The 21,663-nt window shown below is 64.0% G+C and carries 21 protein-coding genes; 4 read left to right on the top strand and 17 right to left on the bottom strand.

Going from position 1 to position 21,663, the window contains the following annotated elements; genetic code table 11:
* A complete protein-coding gene (locus ACCD03_RS12765) occupies window positions 1–882 on the bottom strand; it encodes a LysR family transcriptional regulator (RefSeq protein WP_045205311.1) in 882 nt (293 codons plus the stop codon).
* A 99-nt stretch (window positions 883–981) separates the two neighbouring features.
* On the opposite strand from ACCD03_RS12765, the gene gstA reads away from it, so the two are divergent.
* The 3 genes from gstA to ACCD03_RS12750 all read left to right on the top strand — a co-directional run bounded on the left by gstA (window position 982) and on the right by ACCD03_RS12750 (window position 3,242).
* A complete protein-coding gene (gene gstA / locus ACCD03_RS12760) occupies window positions 982–1,611 on the top strand; it encodes a glutathione transferase GstA (RefSeq protein WP_413411836.1) in 630 nt (209 codons plus the stop codon).
* Between the two features lie 192 nt (window positions 1,612–1,803).
* Window positions 1,804–2,865 (top strand): phosphate ABC transporter substrate-binding protein PstS, encoded by a 1,062-nt coding sequence (pstS, locus tag ACCD03_RS12755; RefSeq protein WP_413411835.1) that lies wholly within the window; start codon window positions 1,804–1,806, stop codon window positions 2,863–2,865.
* A gap of 173 nt (window positions 2,866–3,038) precedes the next feature.
* The gene (locus tag ACCD03_RS12750; protein WP_024977239.1) at window positions 3,039–3,242 is read left to right on the top strand and encodes a DUF3562 domain-containing protein; all 204 of its coding nucleotides are present in this window, start codon (window positions 3,039–3,041) and stop codon (window positions 3,240–3,242) included.
* A gap of 11 nt (window positions 3,243–3,253) precedes the next feature.
* On the opposite strand, the gene ACCD03_RS12745 is transcribed toward ACCD03_RS12750, so the two are convergent.
* The 3 genes from ACCD03_RS12745 to ACCD03_RS12735 all read right to left on the bottom strand — a co-directional run bounded on the left by ACCD03_RS12745 (window position 3,254) and on the right by ACCD03_RS12735 (window position 5,974).
* Window positions 3,254–4,201 carry an alpha/beta hydrolase gene (locus ACCD03_RS12745; RefSeq protein ID WP_413411832.1) on the bottom strand — a complete coding sequence of 316 codons (948 nt, stop codon included), beginning with the start codon at window positions 4,199–4,201 and terminating at the stop codon, window positions 3,254–3,256.
* A 148-nt stretch (window positions 4,202–4,349) separates the two neighbouring features.
* Complete coding sequence (locus ACCD03_RS12740; RefSeq protein WP_413411830.1) at window positions 4,350–4,811, bottom strand: CoA-binding protein; 462 nt, start codon at window positions 4,809–4,811, stop codon at window positions 4,350–4,352.
* A gap of 20 nt (window positions 4,812–4,831) precedes the next feature.
* Window positions 4,832–5,974, bottom strand: coding sequence for an RsiV family protein (locus ACCD03_RS12735; protein WP_413411828.1), 1,143 nt, complete (start codon window positions 5,972–5,974; stop codon window positions 4,832–4,834).
* Window positions 5,975–6,584: 610 nt separating this feature from the next.
* Here ACCD03_RS12735 and ACCD03_RS12730 point away from each other — a divergent pair.
* Window positions 6,585–8,966 carry a DUF6600 domain-containing protein gene (locus ACCD03_RS12730; protein ID WP_413411826.1) on the top strand — a complete coding sequence of 794 codons (2,382 nt, stop codon included), beginning with the start codon at window positions 6,585–6,587 and terminating at the stop codon, window positions 8,964–8,966.
* Window positions 8,967–9,064: 98 nt separating this feature from the next.
* Here ACCD03_RS12730 and ACCD03_RS12725 read toward each other — a convergent pair whose 3' ends face one another.
* The 13 genes from ACCD03_RS12725 to mnmG all read right to left on the bottom strand — a co-directional run bounded on the left by ACCD03_RS12725 (window position 9,065) and on the right by mnmG (window position 21,427).
* On the bottom strand, window positions 9,065–9,481 hold the full coding sequence (locus tag ACCD03_RS12725; RefSeq protein WP_325653796.1) for a F0F1 ATP synthase subunit epsilon: 417 nt from the start codon (window positions 9,479–9,481) through the stop codon (window positions 9,065–9,067).
* A gap of 91 nt (window positions 9,482–9,572) precedes the next feature.
* On the bottom strand, window positions 9,573–10,976 hold the full coding sequence (atpD, locus tag ACCD03_RS12720) for a F0F1 ATP synthase subunit beta (RefSeq protein WP_045205355.1): 1,404 nt from the start codon (window positions 10,974–10,976) through the stop codon (window positions 9,573–9,575).
* 42 nt (window positions 10,977–11,018) lie between these two features.
* Window positions 11,019–11,894 carry a F0F1 ATP synthase subunit gamma gene (gene atpG, locus ACCD03_RS12715; protein ID WP_004628636.1) on the bottom strand — a complete coding sequence of 292 codons (876 nt, stop codon included), beginning with the start codon at window positions 11,892–11,894 and terminating at the stop codon, window positions 11,019–11,021.
* A 64-nt stretch (window positions 11,895–11,958) separates the two neighbouring features.
* On the bottom strand, window positions 11,959–13,500 hold the full coding sequence (atpA, locus tag ACCD03_RS12710) for a F0F1 ATP synthase subunit alpha (RefSeq protein ID WP_045205304.1): 1,542 nt from the start codon (window positions 13,498–13,500) through the stop codon (window positions 11,959–11,961).
* A gap of 73 nt (window positions 13,501–13,573) precedes the next feature.
* On the bottom strand, window positions 13,574–14,110 hold the full coding sequence (locus ACCD03_RS12705; protein WP_009239555.1) for a F0F1 ATP synthase subunit delta: 537 nt from the start codon (window positions 14,108–14,110) through the stop codon (window positions 13,574–13,576).
* A gap of 2 nt (window positions 14,111–14,112) precedes the next feature.
* Entirely contained in the window at window positions 14,113–14,583 is a 471-nt protein-coding gene (locus ACCD03_RS12700; protein ID WP_045205302.1) for a F0F1 ATP synthase subunit B, read from the bottom strand.
* A gap of 106 nt (window positions 14,584–14,689) precedes the next feature.
* Entirely contained in the window at window positions 14,690–14,956 is a 267-nt protein-coding gene (gene atpE / locus ACCD03_RS12695) for a F0F1 ATP synthase subunit C (protein WP_003262709.1), read from the bottom strand.
* 84 nt (window positions 14,957–15,040) lie between these two features.
* Window positions 15,041–15,922, bottom strand: coding sequence for a F0F1 ATP synthase subunit A (gene atpB, locus ACCD03_RS12690; RefSeq protein WP_045205301.1), 882 nt, complete (start codon window positions 15,920–15,922; stop codon window positions 15,041–15,043).
* A 235-nt stretch (window positions 15,923–16,157) separates the two neighbouring features.
* Window positions 16,158–16,706, bottom strand: coding sequence for an ATP synthase subunit I (locus ACCD03_RS12685; RefSeq protein WP_325653801.1), 549 nt, complete (start codon window positions 16,704–16,706; stop codon window positions 16,158–16,160).
* A 351-nt stretch (window positions 16,707–17,057) separates the two neighbouring features.
* Window positions 17,058–17,969 (bottom strand): ParB/RepB/Spo0J family partition protein, encoded by a 912-nt coding sequence (locus ACCD03_RS12680; RefSeq protein WP_024977228.1) that lies wholly within the window; start codon window positions 17,967–17,969, stop codon window positions 17,058–17,060.
* Between the two features lie 17 nt (window positions 17,970–17,986).
* A complete protein-coding gene (locus ACCD03_RS12675; RefSeq protein ID WP_413411820.1) occupies window positions 17,987–18,772 on the bottom strand; it encodes a ParA family protein in 786 nt (261 codons plus the stop codon).
* Window positions 18,773–18,809: 37 nt separating this feature from the next.
* Window positions 18,810–19,478, bottom strand: coding sequence for a 16S rRNA (guanine(527)-N(7))-methyltransferase RsmG (gene rsmG / locus ACCD03_RS12670; RefSeq protein ID WP_413411819.1), 669 nt, complete (start codon window positions 19,476–19,478; stop codon window positions 18,810–18,812).
* A complete protein-coding gene (gene mnmG / locus ACCD03_RS12665; protein WP_413411817.1) occupies window positions 19,478–21,427 on the bottom strand; it encodes a tRNA uridine-5-carboxymethylaminomethyl(34) synthesis enzyme MnmG in 1,950 nt (649 codons plus the stop codon). Before mnmG ends, rsmG begins: the two co-directional genes overlap by 1 nt.
* Window positions 21,428–21,663: the final 236 nt, after the last annotated feature.

Genomic DNA, 21,663 nt, shown 5'->3' with positions numbered 1-21,663 from the left:
TCAGGGCAAACGCAACGTCTGCGCCAGGTGGCCATACACCACGGCAATCCGCCGCAAGTGCCTCGATTCCGGATGCGTCAGCAGCCATAACTCTGATTGATTGGCATCTTGCAGATCCCTCAGCGCCACCAGATCGCTGCGCTCCTGCGCCATCACCACGGGCAGGATCCCGACGCCCATACCCATCCCCACCATCTCGGCCGCGATCTGCAGGCTGTTGACGAAGTACGTGGGCATGACCTTGGGGAAATGCCGCTTGCGCCAACTCACCGACGGGTGATCTGGAATCGCGTCGTCAATGGCGAACCACGGCGTGCGGCCGGCTTCGACATCGGCGTAGGTGATGCCGCTCGTGCGCCCCGCATACAGCCCCACGCGAATCGACCCGATGTGTTTGCCCACCAGATGCTGCGGCGGGCGCCGCGTGGCCCGCACGGCAATGTCGGCATCGCGCCGGGTCAGGCTGGCCAGCTCGTTGCTCACACGAAGGTCGTAACTCAGATTCGGGTGCTCGGCTTGCAACGCCTTCAACGCGGGCGCGACCATGCCGACCAAGATCGTGTCCGTGGTGGTGATGCGCACCGTGCCTGACACCTGATCCGGCACCGCATGCACCGCCGATCGCGCGGCCTCGAGCGCGGACTCCACCTGCTCGGCCTGTTCGGCCAGGGCCTGCGCCAAGTCCCCCGCCAGATAGCCCGTACGCGAACGCGCAAACAGCGTGGCCCCCAGCCCGCGCTCGATGCGCTGCAATGACCGGAACACGGTGGATGCATCCACGCCAAGCCGCTCGCCGGCCGCCGCCAGCGTGCCCGTGCGCACCATCGCCAGCACGATCTCAAGGTCTGCCGCGCTTAATCGGTATTGCGTCTGTGCAAGCATGATTTGCTGCTCCGCCTATTTCGTTGGCACCGACGCAATCCTACAGTGTCGTCACCGCCGCCGTCGGCGGCTTCCCAACCCGTTCACGAGATGACAACCATGAAGCTCTACTACTCCGCCGGCGCCTGCTCGCTGGCCGTTCATATCGCCCTGCGCGAAGTGGGTGTGCAGTTTGACCTGACCGCCGTTGACCTTGCCAAGCATGTCACCGCCGACGGCACAGATTTCTACACGATCTCGCCGCGCGGCTACGTGCCACTGCTGGAGCTGGCCGATGGCTCGCGCCACACCGAAGCCGCCGCGCTGCTGCAATACGTGGCCGACCTCGACCCGGCGCAGGCCCTGATCGGCAAGCCAGGCAGCGCGCACCGCTTGGCCGTGATCGAATGGCTCACGTTTGTGAGCACCGAGCTGCACAAGGGCTTCGGGCCGCTCTGGTACAAGGAAACGCCGGAATCCACCCGCCAGGGCGCCAAGGACAAGCTCGCCAAGCGCTTTGCCGAACTCGACGCACGCTTCGCCAAACAGCCGTACTTGGCCGACACGTACAGCGTGGCCGACGCTTATGCCTTTGCGGTGCTGAACTGGACGAACTTCCTGGCGCTGCCGATGAGCGCGTATCCGAACGTGCAGGCGTATATGGCGCGGGTGGGCGCGCGGCCGCAGGTGATTGAAGCGTTGACGGCCGAGGGCCTGATCAAGGCCGATGCAGCCAGCGCCGTCGCCTGACCGATGGCCCGGGATCGGCGAGCCCTAAACAAAACCGCCGATCCCACCCCCTACTCCGCCCAACGTTTGCGGAACGTCTTACAACAGATCCCCATGTTGTAGATGGGCCCTATCGGGGCTGCACGCCGTGCTGTCACAGGCGCGTCGCTACAATCGCACGCTTCGCGTCTTCTGCAGTCCGCAGCTCTCCCCATGTTCAAGCACGTTGTTCTCGCCCTCGCCATTGCGGCTGCGGGCTTGCCGCTCCTCGCGCGCGCCGATGTGCGCGGCGCAGGTTCGACCGCCGCTGCGCCGGTCTATCGCGTCTGGGCGGCGGGGTATGCCGCATCGTCGGGCGTTGCGCTCAGCTATGACGCGGTAGGTTCAGGAGAAGGCCTGAAGCGCATTCGCGCGGGCGCGGTGGATTTTGGTGCGTCTGACGTGCCGCTCTCCAGCGCGGAGGCTGCCAAGGCAGGCCTCGTCTGCGTGCCGTCGGTGGTGACAGGAGCGGTGCCGTTTGTGAACGTGCCAGGCGTGCCGCGCGGTCAGCTCAAGCTGACAGGTGAACTGCTGGCGCAGATCTTCCTCGGCAAGATCGAGAGCTGGGATGCGCCGGAGCTGCGTGCGCTGAACCCGGGCGTGACGCTGCCCAAGCTGAAGATCCATCCCGTGGTGCGCTCCGATGGCTCAGGCACGACGTACCACTTCACCGATTATCTGAGCGCAGTCAGCGCCGATTGGAAAAGCGCTTACGGCACCAAATCGACCATCAACTGGCCGGCGGGGTTCACAGCCGCAAAGGGCAGCGGCGATGTGGTCAAAGCGGTGCAGGCTACATCCGGAGCCATTGGTTATGTCGACTACAACTACATCCTCGACAACGACCTGAGCGGCGTGCAGCTACGCAACGTGGCCGGCCGCTTTGTCAGCGCGCAGGTGAGCGGTTTCCGCGAGGCCGTGATGCAAAGCGCGTGGAATCGCAAGGGGGATTTCACCGCGCCGCTGGTCAACCTGCCGGGTGCCGAGACGTGGCCGATCACCATGGGCACCTTCATCGTCGTGCCGGCAGTCAGCGCATCGGGGCCGCGTACGCTGGCCGCGCTGAAGTTCCTGACGTGGGGTTACTTCCACGGCGACGAGCTGGCCGCGCGTGCGAAATTCGTGCCGCTGCCCGAGCGCGTGCAGGCGATTGCGTATCGCGAACTGGCACGCGTGACCGATACGTCGGGCGCCGCCATCGGCCTGCAGAGCATGCCCGCGAACTGGGGCAAATGATCATTGCCGGGTGCAGTCTCTGCACTGGCAACAGCACCGTTTTGATGCCGCGCAGGTGACCCGTTGAAAGCTTTGCAACAAGGCTGGATTGTTTCGACGCGTTTCCTATAGTGGTCACTCGCCGCGCAAGTCAGCCCGCGCGTCACTGCCAAAGCAACGACCGGAAAGCAAACATGGGTACCGCCATCGCAGACCAGGACGAGCAGATCCACCAGATCGCACAGGACACCGGCGCACCGGCTGATCTCGTCCGCGAGCAGTACATGCAGACAATGCGCACATTGGCCGCAGATGCCAGCGTGCACGACTATCTCTCGCTGTTTGTCACACGCCGGGTGCTCGCCGCGTTCCGCCCGCGCCGCACGCCCACGCGTTAGTCCCGCCCTGCTTATTCCCCGCTGATCATCCCGACGAATGCATGCGCTGCGCGGCGCATCCATTCGCGTGCGCGCTCTGCTTCGAACTGGATGCGCGCAAAGGCGTGCGTCATGCCGGAGGCTTCGATGGTGATAACCTGCGCGCCGTGCTGCACGAGGTAGTCGGCGTATTGCAGGCCATCGTCGCGCAACACGTCGTGCGCGGCCACGATGACAACGGTGTCCGGCGGCGTATAGGCCGGCGCACGCGCCATCAGGAAGATGCGTGGGTCGTGCTCGGCGAGCGGCTTGGCGAGGGCGTCTGCACCGATGTATTTCTCCCAGTACCAGCGCATTTCGTCACGCGTGAGGCCGGGGCCTTGTGCAAACGCGTTGTAGCTTTCGCTACCAAATGCGGGCGTGGTAACGGGGTACAGCAGCAACTGCGCATTCACGAGGCCGGGGCGCATGCCCTGCGCGGCCTGCACCGCAAGATGGCCGCCCGCACTGTCGCCGCCCACCGCCAGGAAGTCCGGATCGAAGTCGAGGTCCGCGCGCTGCTCGGCCAAGTACGCGAGCGCATCGCGTGCATCGTCCGCCGGCGTAGGAAATGCATGCTCGGGCGCAAGGCGGTAATCGACACTCACAACGGCACAGCCCGTGTCTTGCGCCACCAATGCGGCGAGCATGCGATGCGTTGTGCGCGGCGCGCCAACCACCCAGCCGCCACCGTGGAACCACACCAGCAGGCGCGGCGTGGTCACGCCTCTTGGACGAAAGACGATGGCGTCGAGCGTGCGTCCCGCGAGCGGCAGGCTGAGGTCTGAAACCTCAACACCATCAGGATCGGGGCGGTCGGATACCGCAGCAATCGCCTCAAAGCGCGCGCGCTGCGCGGGTGCATCTTCAGGCGGGGGCAAGGCGCCGAACTGTTCGGCAAGGCGTTGGTAGAACTGCAGGATTTGCGGATCGACGGCCATGATGTAAGCAGGATGCGATGACCGCCAGAGTGTAGCGCGCCAGGTTGGCTGAACTCCCTTGATCCGTCAGGAAGTGATCGGCGCGGTCGTCGACGAAACCTCTGCCCTTTGCGCCATCGTGTTTGTCACAAGGCCGTGGGGCCGGCGTTCATTTTTGCTCGCCGATACCGAGTCGCCAGTGTTCGATCTTCGTGCAGCGGTCTTGCACGGCCGGAATGCCGGCGTTGCGCGCCACGGCCATCGCCTCGTCATTCACGATGCCGAGCTGCACCCAGATGCCTCCCACGCCGAGCGTCACGGCCTCCTGCACGACGGGCAGAACCTGTTCTGAGCGCCGGAAGATATCGACCAGATCGATGCGCTGGCCGGCGGCGGCAAGCGTCGTCGCCGCTTCGGTGAGCGTGGCGTAGCAAGGTTCGCCGAGCACGTCTTCGCCCGCGTGCTGCGGGTTGACGGGCACGATGCGATAGCCGGCCTGCTGCAGATAGCGCGCCACGTCATAGCTGGGCCGCGTCGCCCGCGGCGACAGCCCGACCACGGCGATGGTCTTGCCGGACAGCAGCCGGCGCATGGTGGCTTGCTCGTCGACGTAGGAAGGATTGGCAGACATGGTTGGCGGTGCAGAGGCAATCAGGTTGTGGGCCGCTTGCAGGCGGAGCCCAGGTCATCGACGCGCACGGCGGCACGGAACGCCCCCGACGAATACGGGCCGACCTCATACGGCCCGTAGTGCACGACGATGCGGTCACCTTGCAGCGTAAACGGAAACGCGGCGTTACGCAGATCGCGCTCCTTGAGCGCGCCGCGCGGCGCATCGGGTGCGCCTTCTCGCTTGAGCGCATCGACAATCTGCGTGTTGAAGCTCTGCAGGCACGCGGATGTGGGGTTCAGCACATCTGCCAAGGCAATCGGCTGAAAGCCCTGCGCGCTACGTCGCCAGTTGCCGGCTGTGAAGCTGTAGTTGCCGTGCGCCCCGCCGCTGTAGGCCCACACCATGCGCAACAGGCTCACGGTGTCGCCCAGGCCGACGGCGCTGATGCGGATGACGCATTCGGTGTCGTATTGGTCGCACTTGCGCACGCGCAGCGATTGGATCAGCGCATCGATGGCGGCATCGCCCGTCACCGGATAGCGCTCGGTCAGCTTGGCCTGGCCGGAGGCGCCCGTGGCCTCCTGATAGCGCGCCACGCGCTTTAACGTGAAGGGCTGGCTGCGGCCACCGTCGCTCCAGGTGCCAGTAGCGGTGGCGCCGTCGGCCGAGAACGCACCGGAGAGCGTGCCGCCGTCGCGCACGACGGACTGGCCGGCCGCATCGAGCGTTTCTGCATGTTCGCGCCACACGAAGCGGCGCTCGGGCACGTTGCGCCCTTCGATGGTCCATAAGGCGCGGCCCTGGGGGCGGTCATCGTAGGCTTCGCCGGTCAGTGTGTCGGCCACCGGATCCTTGTCTTTGTCCTGCTCTTTGGGTGGCGGGTCGTACACGTTCAACCACACGTTCCAACCGGGGCTGTCGGCGCCCTTTCCCACCGCGCCCTGCCAGAAACTGCCGGCGGGACGCTCGGACTGCTCTTTCGTTTTTGCAAGAGGGACAGTTGGCGCAGAAGCAACAGGTGCGGAGGCGGCAGGCGCACTCGCCGGCGTTGCAGGCGGAGCAGAGGCCGCTTCGGTGCCGGCCTGTGCGCCCCCGGCCGCGCCCAGTGCCCCCATCAAGGTAACAAAAACGCCCGCGCCCACCGACTTCTGCAACACATGGTGCATCGCATGCCTGTGCATGCCTCCCTCCTATGAAACCGACACCCCAGACTAGGACACACCCCGCTGGTTCGCCTTTCTCCAAGCCTCGTCTGCCTAAGCGGCAAAGTGCTGGGACTGTGCGGGTGCAGCAGGCGTTCCCTGAGCAGGCCCTCCAGGCGCTCTTGCATGCACACCAAGCGGCCTTTACAGCGCTTGCATTCGATTGCAATCCGACACACTTTGTTACGCCTCAGGGCGAGCCCGTCACCCAAAATGCCTTCGCACCCCAGCGTTTGTGTCCAATTGTTGTGCGCCATATCGCGCCCCAAACGGTCATTCCTCCGACACGATGGCGACGACACGATCCACGGTGCAAGGTTACCCCCTCCTTTCGAATTGACCCCTCGAAGGGATTTCCCGTCCGCGCGGTGCTCCCCGGCCCGCGCGCTTTTTTTTTGTGCGCGCCATTCGCGCGCCTGCCCGCCTGCTTCCCGCCCTTCCCCAGCGCGCTCTGGAGGCGGCTGACTTGTGTGTCGGCTTCCCGCGCCAGGAAACACGCTCTTACAAAGCCAAGTCGACCCCTCGACGCCTGCCGCGTTAAATGGAGACATCCACGCGGCACAGGCCGCCATAAAAACGAGGGCTCATCATGTCCAATGTTTCCCGTCGTTCTCCCCTCTCCGGTGTACGGCTGCCGCATATGTTGCGCGCGGTGGGCGTTGCCGCCGTATTGCTTGTCTGCGGTGCGCAGGCCGCGATGGCCGCCGATCCGGCCTCGCGGGTGGCGCGGCTGTCGGACTTTTCCGGCACGGTGAGCTTCGCGCCCGCCGGCTCCGATGACTGGGCCGGCGCCTCGCTCAACCGCCCGCTCACCACAGGTGACCGCCTGTGGTCGGACCAGGGCAGCCACAGCGAGCTGCACGTCGGGTCCACGGCGCTGCGGCTGGGCCAGAACACTGGCGCCACGCTCGTCGACTTGGACGACCGCAACACCCAGGTGAAACTCACCCAAGGCGCCCTGTCGGTTCGCGTGCGTTCGCTGCCCGCCGACCAGACCATCGAGATCGACACGCCCAACCTTGCGTTCACGCCACAGGCACCGGGCGAATACCGTCTCGATGTCGCCCCCGATGGCTCAAGCACGACCGTCACCGTGTGGCACGGCCAGGGCACGGCCTACGGCGATGACCGCTCCACTCCGCTGGGCGCGGGCCAGCAAATCCGCTTTGGCGGCACCGACCTCGCCGAGGCCGGCGGCACCGACAACCCCGGGCGCGACGCCTTCGACCGCTGGGCGGAATCGCGCGATGCCCGCGAAGACGCATCCGTCTCTGCCCGCTACGTCGGTCGTGAAATGACTGGCTATGAAGCCCTCGACGACAACGGCTCATGGCGTGAAGAAGACGGCTATGGCGCCGTGTGGGTACCGCGCGCCGTGCCCGCCGGCTGGGCCCCATATCGCACAGGCCATTGGGCGTGGGTGGCGCCCTGGGGCTGGACATGGGTCGATGACGCGCCGTGGGGTTTCGCGCCTTTCCACTACGGCCGTTGGGCGTATGTCGGCTCCACTTGGTGCTGGGTGCCCGGGCCGGTGGTGCCGCGTCCGGTCTATGCGCCGGCACTCGTTGGTTTCGTGGGCGGCGGAGGTGGCGGCGGCGTGAGCTGGGGGATCAACATCTCGATCGGCTCGCCGGGTGTGGCGTGGTTCCCGCTGGCGCCGGGCGAGGCATATCGCCCCGTGTACGCGGCCAGCCCGACGTACGTGACGAACATCAACCGCACGGTGGTGGTGAACAACGTCACGGTCAACAAGACCATCATCAACAACACCACCAACGTGACCAACGTTCGAAACGTGAACCGGGTCACCTATGTCAACGCAAACAACCCCGCCGCACTGACGGCAGTGCCGGCCAAGACGTTCGTGAACGGCCAGCCGGTCGGCCCTGCCATGACGCATCTGCGGCCGGAGCAACTGCGCGCGCAGATGGCGCACGCGCAGTTTGTGTCGACGCCGGCGCTGGCACCGGTGCGTGCCAGCCTGGTAGGCGCGGCGGCCAACGGCGGGCCTCATCAGTTGCCGCCGCCGCAGGCGTTTACACGTCAGGCAATTGCGGTGCACGCCCCCGCCACACCGGCAGGCGGACACGATGCGTTGGCAGAACGCTTCCGCTCTCAAGGCGGCGCGCTCCCGGGCGCAGGCCCGGCGTGGACGGGCGGCAACGTGGGCGCCCGCGTTGCACCGGTGCGGGGTCACGCCAAAATGGAGGTGCCGACCGCACCTGCGGCTGCGCAGGCAGCGGGTCTACGGTTGAGTCGCGCCGCACCGAACGGGGCCGCACACGCCGAGCCTGTCCGACCGGCGGAACAACGCGGTCCGAATGGTCCGCAAGGATTGATGGGCTCCCCGAACCCGCAGGGCACACCGCCGCAGCATGGCGCCCAGCCTGGACCGGCTCCGCGGGCCCTCATGGCCCCCGACGCGATCAACCGTCCACGCCCCTTGCCAGGCGCCGCCGCACCGCAGGAGCGGCCGGCGCAACCGCAGACTGCGCCTGCGCCACAAGGCCCGGCCGGCATGACGACACGTCCGCCGCAGCGCGAAGGCGCACCAGGTACACCGCGCGACGAGCGCCGCGCCTTCGAGCCGCGTCCGCAACTGCCGCAGGCTGGCACACAGGCGCCGCATCCTCAAACGCAACCACAGCGCAGTGGCCAGGAGCCGAATCGCTTCAATAGCAACCCCGCACCGGCAATGCAGGAGCGTCCGCACAACGAGCCGCCGCAGATGCGCGCACGCCCGGAGCCTGAACAGCGTCGGCCGGAACCGCATATGGAAGCCCCCCGTCCCGCACCGCAACCGCATGTTGAGATGCGCCCGCCGCAACCGCAGGCCCAGCCGCGTCCGCCTGAGGCGCGCCCGCCGCAACCTCAACCGCAGGCCCAACCGCCACGGCAGGAACACCATGAAGCCCAACCGCATCCGCAAGGCAATCGCGGTGATGAGAAGCGCGAAGGCGAGCACCGCTGACCAAGTGCCGCGCCAGTTCGCAGGCGAAAAAAAAGCAGCCCTTCGGGGCTGCTTTTTCGTCTGCGCCGGCCGATGACACCGGCCGGTACACACTTGCCTTAGCGCTTGCGACGCAGGCGGGCGATCGCTGCAAGCTGCGCAGCGGCCACGGCCAGTTCACTTTGCGCACGGGCCAGATCCAGGTCGCTGCCTTGATTCTGCAGCGCCTCTTCGGCCGCACGCTTGGCTTCGTTCGCCTTGGCTTCGTCCAGGTCGTGACCGCGGATTGCGGTATCGGCCAGCACGGTCACCTTCTTCGGCTGCACTTCGAGAATGCCACCAGCAACGAACACGAACTCTTCGCCGCCATCTTCCTTCTCGATGCGCACGGCGCCCGGCTTGATGCGCGTGATCAGCGGCGTGTGACCGGGCAGAATGCCCAGCTCGCCGGCTTCGCCGGGCAGGGCCACAAACTTGGCATTGCCGGAGAAGATCTCGTGCTCAGCGCTGACGACGTCTACATGAATGGTTGCCATCTCGATTCCTTTGCTCAGAAAAGCGGCTTCCTGAATGGGCTTCAGGAAGCCAGTACTGGCCCCGGCTTACGCGCGGCGCCAGACGTTGCTCTTACTGGAGCTTCTTGGCCTTCTCGAAGGCTTCGTCGATCGAGCCGACCATGTAGAACGCCTGTTCCGGCAGGTGATCGCACTCGCCGTCCACCAGCATCTTGAAGCCGCGGATGGTTTCCTTCAGCGGCACGTACTTGCCCGGCGAGCCCGTGAACACTTCTGCAACGTGGAACGGCTGCGACAGGAAACGCTGGATCTTACGAGCGCGGCCCACGGCCAGCTTGTCTTCCGGCGACAGTTCGTCCATGCCCAGAATCGCGATGATGTCGCGCAGTTCCTTGTAGCGCTGCAGCGTCTTCTTCACGCGGTCGGCAACTTCGTAGTGCTCCTGGCCAACCACTTGCGGGTCGAGCTGGCGCGAAGTCGAGTCCAGCGGATCCACTGCGGGGTAGATACCCAGTGCAGCGATGTCACGCGACAGCACGACGGTCGAGTCCAAGTGCAGGAAGGTCGTTGCCGGCGACGGGTCGGTCAAGTCATCGGCAGGCACGTACACGGCCTGGATCGACGTGATCGAGCCAGTCTTGGTCGACGTAATACGCTCCTGCAGCTTGCCCATTTCTTCAGCCAGCGTCGGCTGATAGCCCACGGCGGAAGGCATACGGCCCAGCAGTGCCGACACTTCGGTACCGGCCAGCGTGTAGCGGTAGATGTTGTCGACGAAGAACAGGATGTCACGGCCTTCGTCACGGAAGCGCTCGGCCATCGTCAGGCCGGTCAGCGCCACGCGCAGACGGTTGCCCGGCGGCTCGTTCATCTGGCCGAACACCATGGCCACCTTGTCGAGCACGTTGGAGTCCTTCATTTCGTGGTAGAAGTCGTTGCCCTCACGGGTACGCTCGCCCACGCCAGCGAACACCGACAAGCCCGAGTGCTGCTTGGCGATGTTGTTGATCAGCTCCATCATGTTCACGGTCTTGCCGACGCCGGCGCCACCGAACAGACCCACCTTACCGCCCTTGGCGAACGGGCAGACCAGGTCGATCACCTTGATGCCGGTCTCCAGCAGGTCCACCGACGGCGACAGCTCGTCGAACCTCGGGGCCTTCTGGTGAATCGCGCGCTTTTCGTCGCAGGCGATCGGGCCGGCTTCGTCAATCGGACGACCCAGCACGTCCATGATGCGGCCCAGCGTGCCGTGACCGACCGGCACCGAGATCGGCGCGCCGGTGGTCGCCACGCGCATGCCGCGACGCAGACCGTCGGACGAACCCAGCGCAATGGTACGCACCACGCCGTCGCCCAGCTGTTGTTGCACTTCGAAGGTCAGGCCCTTCTCGGCGAACGAAGCGTCGTTGCTGTCGTCCAGCACCAGCGCGTCGTAGACCTTCGGCATCGCGTCGCGCGGGAACTGAATGTCCACCACGGCGCCGATGCACTGCACGATATTTCCGTTTGCGATACTCATTTGTATCTCCAATAACTTGATTCTTTGCCGTGGCTATCAGACTGCCGCTGCGCCGCTGACGATTTCGGACAGTTCCTTCGTGATCGCTGCCTGACGGGTCTTGTTGTAGACCAGTTGCAGTTCGCCGATCACGTTCTTCGCATTGTCCGAAGCCGCCTTCATCGCCACCATCCGGGCCGATTGCTCGGACGCCATGTTCTCGGCCACCGCCTGGTACACCAGCGCCTCGACGTAGCGGATCAGCAGCTCGTCGACCACCGTCTGTGCGTCCGGCTCGTAGATGTAATCCCACGAGTAGGCCTGCTTCTCGGCGTCGCTCTGCGCGAGCTTGTCGGCGGTCAGCGGCAGCAGTTGCTCGACCACCGGCTCCTGCTTCATCGTGTTGATGAAGCGGGTGTACGCGAGGTACACGGCATCGATCTGGCCTGCGTTGAACGCGTCCAGTTGCACCTTGATTGCGCCGATCAGCTTTTCCAGATGCGGCGTGTCGCCCAGATGCACGACGTTCGAGACCACCTTCGCACCGACGCGGCCCAGGAACTGCATGCCCTTGGTACCGATGGCGGTGGTTTGCGTCTCAACGCCCTTGTTCTGCAGATCGCGCAGTTGGGTGGTGACGGCACGCAGCACGTTGGTGTTCAAGCCACCGCAAAGGCCCTTGTCCGTCGTCACCACGATCAGGCCGGCACGCTTGATGTCGCGCGCAACCATGAACGGGTGCTTGTACTCCGGATTGGCCAGTGCCATGTGCGCAGCCACGTTGCGGATCTTCTCGGCGTACGGGCGGGCAGCGCGCATCCGTTCCTGCGCCTTGCGCATCTTGGATGCGGCGACCATTTCCATCGCCTTGGTGATCTTGCGCGTGTTTTGCACGCTCTTGATCTTGGTGCGGATTTCTTTTGTTCCGGCCATTTCTTCCTCTCCGTTCAAACCTGGTCACGCTGGCTACGCGCGACCAGTTTCGGGAATGACGCGGTTAGAACGCGGCGGACTTCTTGAAATCCTCGATCGCGGCACGCAGGGCGGCTTCATCTTCCTTCGAAAGATCCTTCGTATCTTCGATGCGGTTGATGAGGTCGGCGTACTTCGTCTTCAGCGTGTCGTGCAGGCCCTTTTCGAAAGCCAGGATGTCCTTCACGTCCACGTTGTCGAGGAAGCCGTTGTTGGCTGCGTACAGCGACGCGGCCAGCTGCCACACTTGCAGCGGCTGGTATTGCGGCTGCTTGAGCAGTTCGGTCACGCGGCGGCCGCGCTCGAGCTGCTTGCGGGTCGCTTCGTCCAGGTCGGAAGCAAACTGCGCGAACGCAGCCAGTTCACGATACTGAGCCAAGTCGGTACGGATACCGCCGGACAGCTTCTTGATGACCTTGGTCTGAGCAGCACCGCCCACACGCGACACCGAAATACCGGCGTTGATTGCGGGGCGCACACCTGCGTTGAACAGGTCGGTTTCCAGGAAGATCTGGCCGTCGGTAATCGAGATCACGTTGGTCGGAACGAACGCGGACACGTCGCCGGCCTGCGTTTCGATCACGGGCAGTGCGGTCAGCGAACCGGTCTTGCCCTTGACTTCACCGTTGGTGATCTTCTCGATGTGCTCGGCGTTCACACGTGCAGCACGCTCCAGCAGACGCGAGTGCAGGTAGAACACGTCGCCGGGGTACGCCTCACGGCCCGGCGGACGGCGCAGCAGCAGCGAAACCTGACGGTACGCCCAAGCTTGCTTGGTCAGATCGTCATACACGATCAGGGCGTCTTCGCCGCGGTCGCGGAAGTATTCGCCCATCGTGCAGCCGGCGTAGGCCGACAGGTACTGCATGGCAGCCGAGTCCGAAGCGGCAGCAGCCACCACGATCGTGTATTCCAGCGCGCCGTGCTCTTCGAGCTTGCGCACCACGTTGGCGATCGTCGAAGCCTTCTGGCCGATTGCCACGTACACGCAGAAGATGCCCTTGCCCTTCTGGTTGATGATGGCGTCGACTGCCACAGCGGTCTTGCCGGTCTGACGGTCGCCAATGATCAGCTCACGCTGGCCACGGCCGATCGGCACCATTGCGTCGATCGACTTCAGACCGGTCTGCACCGGCTGGCTCACCGATTGACGTGCGATCACGCCCGGAGCGACCTTCTCGATCACGTCCGTCTTCTTGGCGTTGATCGGGCCCTTGCCGTCGATGGGCTGGCCCAGTGCGTTGACCACGCGGCCCAGCAGTTCCGGGCCAACCGGCACTTCCAGAATGCGGCCCGTGCACTTGACTTCGTCGCCTTCGGAAATGTGCTCGTACTCACCCAGCACCACAGCGCCGACAGAGTCGCGCTCGAGGTTCAGCGCGAGGCCGAACGTGTTGCCCGGGAATTCCAGCATTTCGCCTTGCATCACGCCCGACAGGCCATGAATGCGGCAGATACCGTCCGTCACGGAGATGACCGTGCCGGTGTTCTTTGCGTCAGCGCCAGCCTTCAAGCCCTCGATACGGGTCTTGATCAGGTCGCTGATCTCGGAGGGGTTCAGTTGCATCGAATGCTCCTAATTCTTCAATCTGTCTGCGAGCGCGATATCGTCGATTGCATCGGCGCCTCGCGAAACAGCATTACGCGGCGGTCAGCGCAGACTGCATCTGCGTCAGGCGCGCGCGCACCGAGGTGTCGAGCACTTCGTCGCCAATCTGCACACGCACGCCGCCGATCAACGAAGGATCGACGCTCACGTGAGCCTGCAGCTTCTTGCCGAACTTGCGTTCGAGCGTGGCGACCAGTTCGGTCAGGGGCGCGCCCTCAAGCGGGAACGCACTGGTGATCTCGACGTCGGCGGCGCCTTCGCTGGCATTCCGCAGCACATGGAATTGCGCGGCAATTTCCGGCAGCAACGACAGGCGCTTGTTGGCCACCAGCAGGCCAACCAGTTCCTTTGCTTCGTGCGATACCGGAGATTTCAGCGCCGACAGGAAGATCCCCGCCACATCGGCTTTGGAGAGCTTCGGATCATCGGCGACTGCCTTCATGTCGGGCACGGCGGCAATTTGCCCCATTTCCGACACGAGCTCAGACCATGCACCCAGATTGCCGGCCTTCGCCACGCGGAACAGCGCCTCTGCGTACGGACGGGCAACGGTTGCGAGTTCTGCCATGATTACAGCTCAGCCTTGAGTTGATTGAGCAGATCGGCGTGGACCTGCGCATTGACTTCACGCTTGAGGATCTGCTCGGCACCCTTGACGGCCAGCACAGCAACCTGGTCACGCAGCGATTCACGCGCGCGCACGGTTTGCTGCTCGGCTTCTGCCTTGGCCTGCGCGATGATGCGCGCGGCTTCGGCCTGGGCGTTTTGCTTGATCTCATCGGCGCTCATCTGGGCGCGCTTTTCAGCGTCCGCGATGCGTTGCGCGCCTTCATTGCGCGCTTCGGTCAGCGCTTGGTCGACCCGCTTGTTGGCCAGCTCCAGCTCGGCCTTGCCCTTATCGGCAGCGGCCAGGCCATCGGCGATTTTCTTCGCGCGTTCGTCGAGCGCCTTCACCAGGGGCGGCCAAATGAATTTGGCAACAACCCACCACAGGATGAAGAACACGACCATCTGCGCGACGAGTGTGGCGTTCAGGTTCATGGTGTGTTCCTTTCGGTATTGAGACTACGGATCAATGCACGAAGCGGCGAGGGTTACGCGTAGCGTTCACCCAGGCCGCCTCCGGCATCATGCAGACCGAAAAGAATTACTTGATGACCGACAGCAGCGGGTTGGCGAACGCGAACAGCATGGCCACACCAACGCCGATCAGGAATGCCGCGTCGATCAGGCCAGCCAGCAGGAACATCTTGGTTTGCAGCGGGTTCATCAGTTCAGGCTGACGTGCGCAGGCTTCGATGTACTTGCCGCCCATCAGTGCGATGCCCAGGCAGGCGCCGATAGCACCCAGGCCAATGATGATGCCGATACCGATGGCGGTCAGACCTTGGATGTTGGCGAGAAATGCTTGCATGATGACTCCCTTTTACGTGAAAGACTAAGAACTTGAGAACTTGGAAAAATCAAAACGGAACCGGAGAACCTGAACCGCAACTACTTAGTGGTGTTCATGTGCCTGGCCGATATACACCAGCGTCAGCATCATGAAGATGAAGGCTTGCAGCAGCACGATCAGGATGTGGAAGATCGCCCACACTGCACCAGCCACCACGTGACCCACGAAACCCAGCGCCGACGCGTCGGCACCGAACGTCCAGACCGAGCCAAGCAGCGCGATCAGCAGGAACACCAGCTCGCCCGCGTACATGTTGCCGAACAGCCGCATGCCCAGCGACACAGCCTTGGCGAGGAATTCGATGATGTTGAGGATCAGGTTGAACGGCGCGAGGTACCACTTGGCGCCGAACGGTGCCGACAGCAGCTCGTGCGCAAAGCCGCCAGCGCCCTTGATCTTGAAGCTGTAGTAGATCATCAGGATCAGCACAGCGAACGACATGCCGAACGTGCCGTTCAGGTCAGCCGTGGCCACTGCGCGGTGGTGCGGCACGTGCACGCCAAACGTACCGAGGAGGTGGTTGACGCCCGTGACCCAGTCCACCGGGATCAAGTCGACCGCGTTCATGAGCGTGACCCACACGAAGACCATCAGCGCCAGCGGAGCAATCCAGGAACGATCGCCGTGGATGATGCCCTTGGCCTGGTCATCGACCATCTCGACGACGAGTTCAACGAAAGCCTGGAAGCGGCCAGGAACGCCGGAGGTGACGCGGCGTGCAGCAATGCCCAGGAAGATGATGCCGATCAGACCCATCAACACGGACCAGAACATCGTGTCCCAGTTGATGACGGAGAAGTCGACAACGGAGGCCTGCTTGCCACCGATGCTATTGAAATTCTGCAAATGCTCCGCGATATACGCGGAAGGCGTGAGAGCGTGCTCGGCGGCGTGGCCGGCGGCTTCTGCGACTTCAGTTGCCATGATGATTCAGTCCAATATTGCGAAACATTCTTCGTGACCCGTTCCGACTCGCGCCCGATTCAACCAGGTTTCTCCTGGAGATCGCGGACTGCACGCGGCTGGAACGCGCCACCTTATTCTTTCGGAGTGTCAGCGCAATGAACCGGGGGCCTCTCCTGCCACACAGGTTCCTGCCACGTGCCAACACGTCCAGTGTGCCCGCCATGTCGCGGTGGGCTGGAGCCGACTCAACGCGCTATCGCAGCGCGAGCCCGACCCAATACATCTTGAGCGCCAGGATCAGGGTGATCAGCAAGGGCGGCCAATGCAGGCCCTTGAAGACAACCACCACGATCACCAGCAGCGCGACCGTGCCGAGCACCTTGATCGCTTCGCCCACCACCAGGCGGGCGATGGATTCGAACCCCTTGGCCTTCGACAGCCGCATCGCGAACCATGCCGAAGGCACCACGCACACGCCGCCGCCCAACAGCGCAGAAAGCGCAGCCTCGCCCGCTGACGCAGCGCCCGTGCCCGCGAACCAACTGCCGACATACCAACCGAGCGCACACAACAGTGTGATGGCCACCTGGCCGAGCACGATAGAAAAAGGCGTGATGCGCGAGGCCTGCAGAGCCTGCTCGCCAAACAGGGCGACCGCTTCGTCATGTGAGAGCACATGCACCGGCGGCTCCGCCGTCTCCTCATCGTCCCAACTGTCGTGCTTCGGATCCTGCACCGACTGAGGTCGGGCGGCGTTCAACGAAGCGTAAGAATCGGGCCGTTGCCGGTCGGCTGGCTGCATGGAAGAATGTGCTTTCATCATGCCGCACCGCTTTGGGTCAGGCGGATTTAAAACCGCACGATTTTACGGGACATGGCGTTCACCAGTCAACGCGCACGCGAACGCTCGTGCGGGCGCCTTCGACAGCACTCTGCGCGGCCGCGTTCCATACCGCGTGCGCAATGCGTTGCTGCTGCCGGGGCACCGAATCCGCCTGATGGAGCGGCACCCCGTTGATTTCATGATGGTGTTGGCAACACTCCGCGTCGATGACGCGGGAGGTAATCGCACCAATTCCGTGCCAACTGACTGCCCTCAAATGGCGCAACGACGCGGGCGAAGGCCTATGCGTCAAACTGTCGCAGACGGAACTCAGGCAGCTTCTTCGTCGCCGTCAGGACGCAGACGCGCCAACAGACCGTCGAACTCATCGAGGCTGCTGAATTGCACGGTCAGCTGACCACGGCCCTTCGCTGCCAGCTTGATCTGCACGCCCAAGCCCAGTTGATCAGCCAATTCCTCTTCCAGACGCGCGACGTCGCGACCGCCCTGGTGGCCGCCCTTCTGCTTCAGTGACTTCAGCTCAAACGGCTTGAGCGTCAACGCCACCAGTTTTTCCGTCTCGCGGACCGACAGGCGCTTGTTGACGATCTGATTGGCCAAGGTGATTTGCGTAGCACCATCGACTGCGAGCAGCGCACGTGCGTGGCCCATATCCAGGTCGCCGGCCATCAGCATGGTCTGCACGGGCTGGGCAAGATTCAGTAGGCGTAGCAGGTTCGACACCGCGCTGCGCGAACGCCCCACCGATTCCGCCGCTTGCTCATGTGTGAACTGGAATTCACGCACCAGGCGCGCGATGCCCTGCGCCTCTTCCAGCGGGTTGAGATCTTCGCGCTGGATGTTTTCGATCAGCGCCATGGCGGCGGCCGATTCATCCGGCACGTCCTTCACAAGCACCGGCACTTCAGTCAGACCGGCAAGGCGCGAAGCGCGGAAGCGGCGTTCACCCGCAATGATTTCGTACTTCGGCTTGGTGCCGTCGGACTCGACCTTGCGCACCAGAATCGGCTGCATCAGGCCCTGCGCGCGGATGCTCGCGGCGAGTTCCTGCAGCGCGCCTTCGTCCATGCGCGTACGGGGCTGGTACTTGCCGGGCTGCATCTGCTCGAGCTTCAGCACCGTCGGCGCGCCCTCTTGCTTGGCAGCTTCGACAATCTCGGCCGGACTGCCGAGCAGCGCTTCGAGGCCTCGGCCCAGTCCCTTTTTCTTCATCGTGCTCATGTTGTTCCTCTTGCCGCTCAGGCCGGCACGTCGGCCATCTGCCGCACGCGCGCGATCATCTCGGCGCCGAAATCCAGATAGGCCTTGGCGCCTTTCGATGCCACGTCAAACGCCACGCCCGGCATGCCGTACGATGGCGCCTCGGCCAGACGCACGTTGCGCGGAATGACTGTCTTGAACACTTTGTCGCCGAAATGCGATTCGAGCTGCGCCGATACCTGCTGCTGCAGCGTCACGCGCGGGTCGAACATCACGCGCAACAGACCGATCACCTTGAGGTCGCGGTTCAGATTGGCGTGCACCTGCTTGATGGTGTTCACCAGATCCGACAGGCCTTCGAGCGCAAAGTACTCGCACTGCATTGGGACGACGACGCCGTGCGCGGCACACAGGCCGTTGAGCGTGAGCAGCGACAGCGACGGCGGGCAATCGATGAGGACGAAATCGTAATCGGCTTCTACCTCGGCGAGCGCGAGCTTGAGGCGATTTTCGCGATGCTCCAGATCGACCAGTTCGACTTCGGCGCCGGCCAGGTCACGGTTCGCTGGCAACACGTCATAGCGCCCCGCCTCGGAGCGCTTGCGCGCCTGCGGGATCGTCGCCAGCCCAACAAGGACTTGGTAGACGCTGAATTCCAGCGTGTGCTTGTCAATGCCCGAGCCCATCGAGGCATTGCCCTGCGGGTCGAGATCGACCAGCAGCACGCGCTGCCCTTGCGCGGCCAGCCCGGCCGCGAGATTCACCGTGGTGGTGGTCTTGCCGACCCCACCCTTCTGGTTGGCGATCACGAAAATATTCGACATGACTCCTCTGCGGTGAATGGCTCGCTACAACGTTCGCTCACGCCGACGGCGCAAGGATGACCAGGTGACGCTCGGCCGACAGCCCCGGCACGCTCAGGCGTTCGATGGCTTCGACGGTCCAGCCGGCGGGCAGGCGTTCGATTTCGGCATCCGGGCGCACGCCCTTCATGGCGACCATGCGGCCGCCCGGAGCCAGCAGATGACCGGCCAGATTCACGAAATCCACCAGCTCGGCAAACGCGCGCGAGGTGATGACGCCGTAGCCGGTGGCATCGGCCAGTTTTTCCACGTGGCCCCAATGCGACTGGGCATTGGTCAGGCCAAGCTCTGCACGGCACTGCGTCAGGAAGGCCGTCTTCTTTTGCACGATGTCGACCATCGTGACGCTCACATCTGGAAAAGCGATGGCCAGCGGAATACCAGGCAGGCCGCCGCCCGAACCGACGTCCAGCACGCGCGGCGCGTCAGGTTGAGCACGCCGAGCCAGCTCAGCAATGCGCGACACGGCCGAGAGCGAATCCAGCAAGTGATGCGTCAGCATGTCGCCGGCGTCGCGAATGGCCGTCAGGTTATAGACGCGATTCCATTTGGCGAGCAGCCCTTGGTACGCCAGCAGGCGATCGACTTGCGCGCTGTCCAGCGACAAGCCAAGCGCGCGGGCGCCGGCTTCCAACTCTGCCCGGGCGTCAGTTAGTGCCTCCGCCATCAAGCTGCCTCGCCTTGGGAATCGGTGCGAGGGCCCACTTGGCCGCGCAACACGCCCTTCTTCAAGTGCACGAGCAGCAGCGACACGGCGGCCGGCGTGACCCCAGAGATACGCGACGCCTGCCCGATGGTCTCGGGCTTGTGCTTGGCCAGCTTCTGCTGCACCTCGATCGACAGGCCGCGCACTTGCGAATAGTCGAAATCCGCTGGCAGACGGGTGTTTTCGTTTGCACCCAAACGCTCCACCTCATCGGCTTGCCGGGCGATGTAGCCGTGGTATTTGATGCCGATTTCGACCTGCTCGCGAATCTGCTCGGCCAGCACCGGATCTTCAGCCAACGGAGCTTCAAGCGCGTACTTGCCGCCCTGCATGCCCATGAGCGTTTCGTAGGTCACGTTCGGGCGGCGCAGCAAGTCAGCAAGAGCGTACTCGCGCTCGATCCCCTTCCCAAGGACCGGCTCAGCGTCTTCCAACGGAAGCGTGGCCGGGTTCACCCAAGTCGACTTGAGGCGCTCTGTTTCACGTGAAACAGCGTCGCGCTTCCGGTTGAAGGCATCCCAGCGCGCGTCGTCGACCACACCCAGCGTGCGGCCGACTTCTGTCAGGCGCATGTCGGCGTTGTCTTCGCGCAGGCTCAGGCGGAATTCGGCACGGCTGGTGAACATGCGGTAAGGCTCGGTCACGCCTCGCGTGATGAGGTCGTCTACGAGCACGCCCAGATAAGCCTGATCGCGGCGCGGCGTCCATGCATCCTTGCCCTGCACTTGCAAGCCGGCGTTGATACCGGCCAGCAGACCTTGCGCCGCGGCCTCTTCGTAACCAGTCGTGCCGTTGATCTGGCCGGCGAAGAACAGGCCGGAAATCGCCTTGGATTCCAGCGAGGCCTTCAGCCCGCGCGGGTCGAAGTAGTCGTACTCGATGGCGTAACCAGGGCGCAGGATGTGGGCGCTTTCCAGGCCGCGCATCGAGTGGATCAGGTCGAGCTGTACATCAAACGGCAGGCTGGTCGACACGCCGTTCGGGTAAAACTCGTTGGTCGTCAGGCCCTCCGGCTCCAGAAAAATCTGGTGGCTATCCTTGCTGGCGAAGCGGTGGATCTTGTCTTCGATGCTCGGGCAATAGCGCGGCCCCACGCCTTCGATCACGCCCGTGTACATCGGGGAGCGATCCAACCCGGCGCGGATGATGTCATGCGTGCGCTCGTTGGTGTGCGTCACCCAGCACGGCACTTGGCGCGGATGCATGTCCGCACGCCCCATGAACGAGAACACCGGCACCGGGTCGAGATCGCCCGGCTGCTCTTCCAGCACAGAAAAATTGATGGAACGACCGTCAATGCGCGGCGGCGTGCCGGTCTTGAGGCGCCCTTGCGGCAGCTTCAATTCCTTCAGACGCGCCGACAGCGACACCGCAGCCGGGTCGCCCGCGCGGCCGCCGGTGTAGTTGTTCAGCCCGACGTGGATTTTGCCATCAAGGAACGTCCCTGCCGTCAGTACCACAGCACGGGCACGGAACTGCACGCCAACCTGCGTCACTGCCCCGACTACGCGGTCGCCTTCCACCAGCAGGTCTTCCACGGCCTGCTGGAACAGCATCAGGTTCGGCTGGTTTTCCAGGCGATGGCGGATGGCAGCTTTGTACAGCACGCGGTCCGCCTGAGCACGGGTCGCACGCACGGCCGGCCCCTTGCTGGAATTGAGGATACGGAATTGGATACCGCCCTCATCCGTTGCGATGGCCATGGCCCCGCCCAGCGCATCCACTTCCTTGACCAGATGGCCCTTGCCAATGCCCCCGATGGACGGATTGCAGCTCATCTGCCCCAGTGTCTCGATGTTGTGCGTCAGCAGCAGGGTCTGGCAACCCATGCGCGCCGCCGCCAAGGCGGCCTCGGTGCCGGCGTGTCCGCCGCCCACCACGATCACATCGAATTCAGTTGGATACAGCATGGCTTCCTCCTCGCATGGAGGCATCAAAAATTTGGAGAAGCGGAATTATAAGTCGCGCAGCTACACCACAGTTCGGCCATGCGGCAATCGAGACAAATTTCGGACGCTTTTCGTGTTTCACGTGAAACATGCACCGCTTGTTGGCCGCGTTTGTGTTTCACGTGAAACACATCAAGCGGTTGGCGCTCCGCCTTCGCAGTGTGAATGCGCGCGCAGAAAAATCGATGAAGACCCGA

Source organism: Ralstonia sp. Ralssp135, from assembly GCF_047304345.1.
GTDB classification, from domain to species: domain Bacteria; phylum Pseudomonadota; class Gammaproteobacteria; order Burkholderiales; family Burkholderiaceae; genus Ralstonia; species Ralstonia chuxiongensis.
Note: the sequence above shows the minus strand (reverse complement) of the source record. Positions and strands in the feature narration are given on the sequence as shown.

Bases quoted from the DNA above. Each gene is read 5' to 3' on its own strand.
- ACCD03_RS12765 (WP_045205311.1), bottom strand. From the start codon at position 882: ATGCTTGCACAGACGCAATACCGATTAAGCGCGGCAGACCTTGAGATC.
- gstA (WP_413411836.1), top strand. From the start codon at position 982: ATGAAGCTCTACTACTCCGCCGGCGCCTGCTCGCTGGCCGTTCATATC.
- pstS (WP_413411835.1), top strand. From the start codon at position 1,804: ATGTTCAAGCACGTTGTTCTCGCCCTCGCCATTGCGGCTGCGGGCTTG.
- ACCD03_RS12750 (WP_024977239.1), top strand. From the start codon at position 3,039: ATGGGTACCGCCATCGCAGACCAGGACGAGCAGATCCACCAGATCGCA.
- ACCD03_RS12745 (WP_413411832.1), bottom strand. From the start codon at position 4,201: ATGGCCGTCGATCCGCAAATCCTGCAGTTCTACCAACGCCTTGCCGAA.
- ACCD03_RS12740 (WP_413411830.1), bottom strand. From the start codon at position 4,811: ATGTCTGCCAATCCTTCCTACGTCGACGAGCAAGCCACCATGCGCCGG.
- ACCD03_RS12735 (WP_413411828.1), bottom strand. From the start codon at position 5,974: ATGCACAGGCATGCGATGCACCATGTGTTGCAGAAGTCGGTGGGCGCG.
- ACCD03_RS12730 (WP_413411826.1), top strand. From the start codon at position 6,585: ATGTCCAATGTTTCCCGTCGTTCTCCCCTCTCCGGTGTACGGCTGCCG.
- ACCD03_RS12725 (WP_325653796.1), bottom strand. From the start codon at position 9,481: ATGGCAACCATTCATGTAGACGTCGTCAGCGCTGAGCACGAGATCTTC.
- atpG (WP_004628636.1), bottom strand. From the start codon at position 11,894: ATGGCCGGAACAAAAGAAATCCGCACCAAGATCAAGAGCGTGCAAAAC.
- atpA (WP_045205304.1), bottom strand. From the start codon at position 13,500: ATGCAACTGAACCCCTCCGAGATCAGCGACCTGATCAAGACCCGTATC.
- ACCD03_RS12705 (WP_009239555.1), bottom strand. From the start codon at position 14,110: ATGGCAGAACTCGCAACCGTTGCCCGTCCGTACGCAGAGGCGCTGTTC.
- ACCD03_RS12700 (WP_045205302.1), bottom strand. From the start codon at position 14,583: ATGAACCTGAACGCCACACTCGTCGCGCAGATGGTCGTGTTCTTCATC.
- atpE (WP_003262709.1), bottom strand. From the start codon at position 14,956: ATGCAAGCATTTCTCGCCAACATCCAAGGTCTGACCGCCATCGGTATC.
- atpB (WP_045205301.1), bottom strand. From the start codon at position 15,922: ATGGCAACTGAAGTCGCAGAAGCCGCCGGCCACGCCGCCGAGCACGCT.
- ACCD03_RS12685 (WP_325653801.1), bottom strand. From the start codon at position 16,706: ATGCAGCCAGCCGACCGGCAACGGCCCGATTCTTACGCTTCGTTGAAC.
- ACCD03_RS12680 (WP_024977228.1), bottom strand. From the start codon at position 17,969: ATGAGCACGATGAAGAAAAAGGGACTGGGCCGAGGCCTCGAAGCGCTG.
- ACCD03_RS12675 (WP_413411820.1), bottom strand. From the start codon at position 18,772: ATGTCGAATATTTTCGTGATCGCCAACCAGAAGGGTGGGGTCGGCAAG.
- rsmG (WP_413411819.1), bottom strand. From the start codon at position 19,478: ATGGCGGAGGCACTAACTGACGCCCGGGCAGAGTTGGAAGCCGGCGCC.
- mnmG (WP_413411817.1), bottom strand. From the start codon at position 21,427: ATGCTGTATCCAACTGAATTCGATGTGATCGTGGTGGGCGGCGGACAC.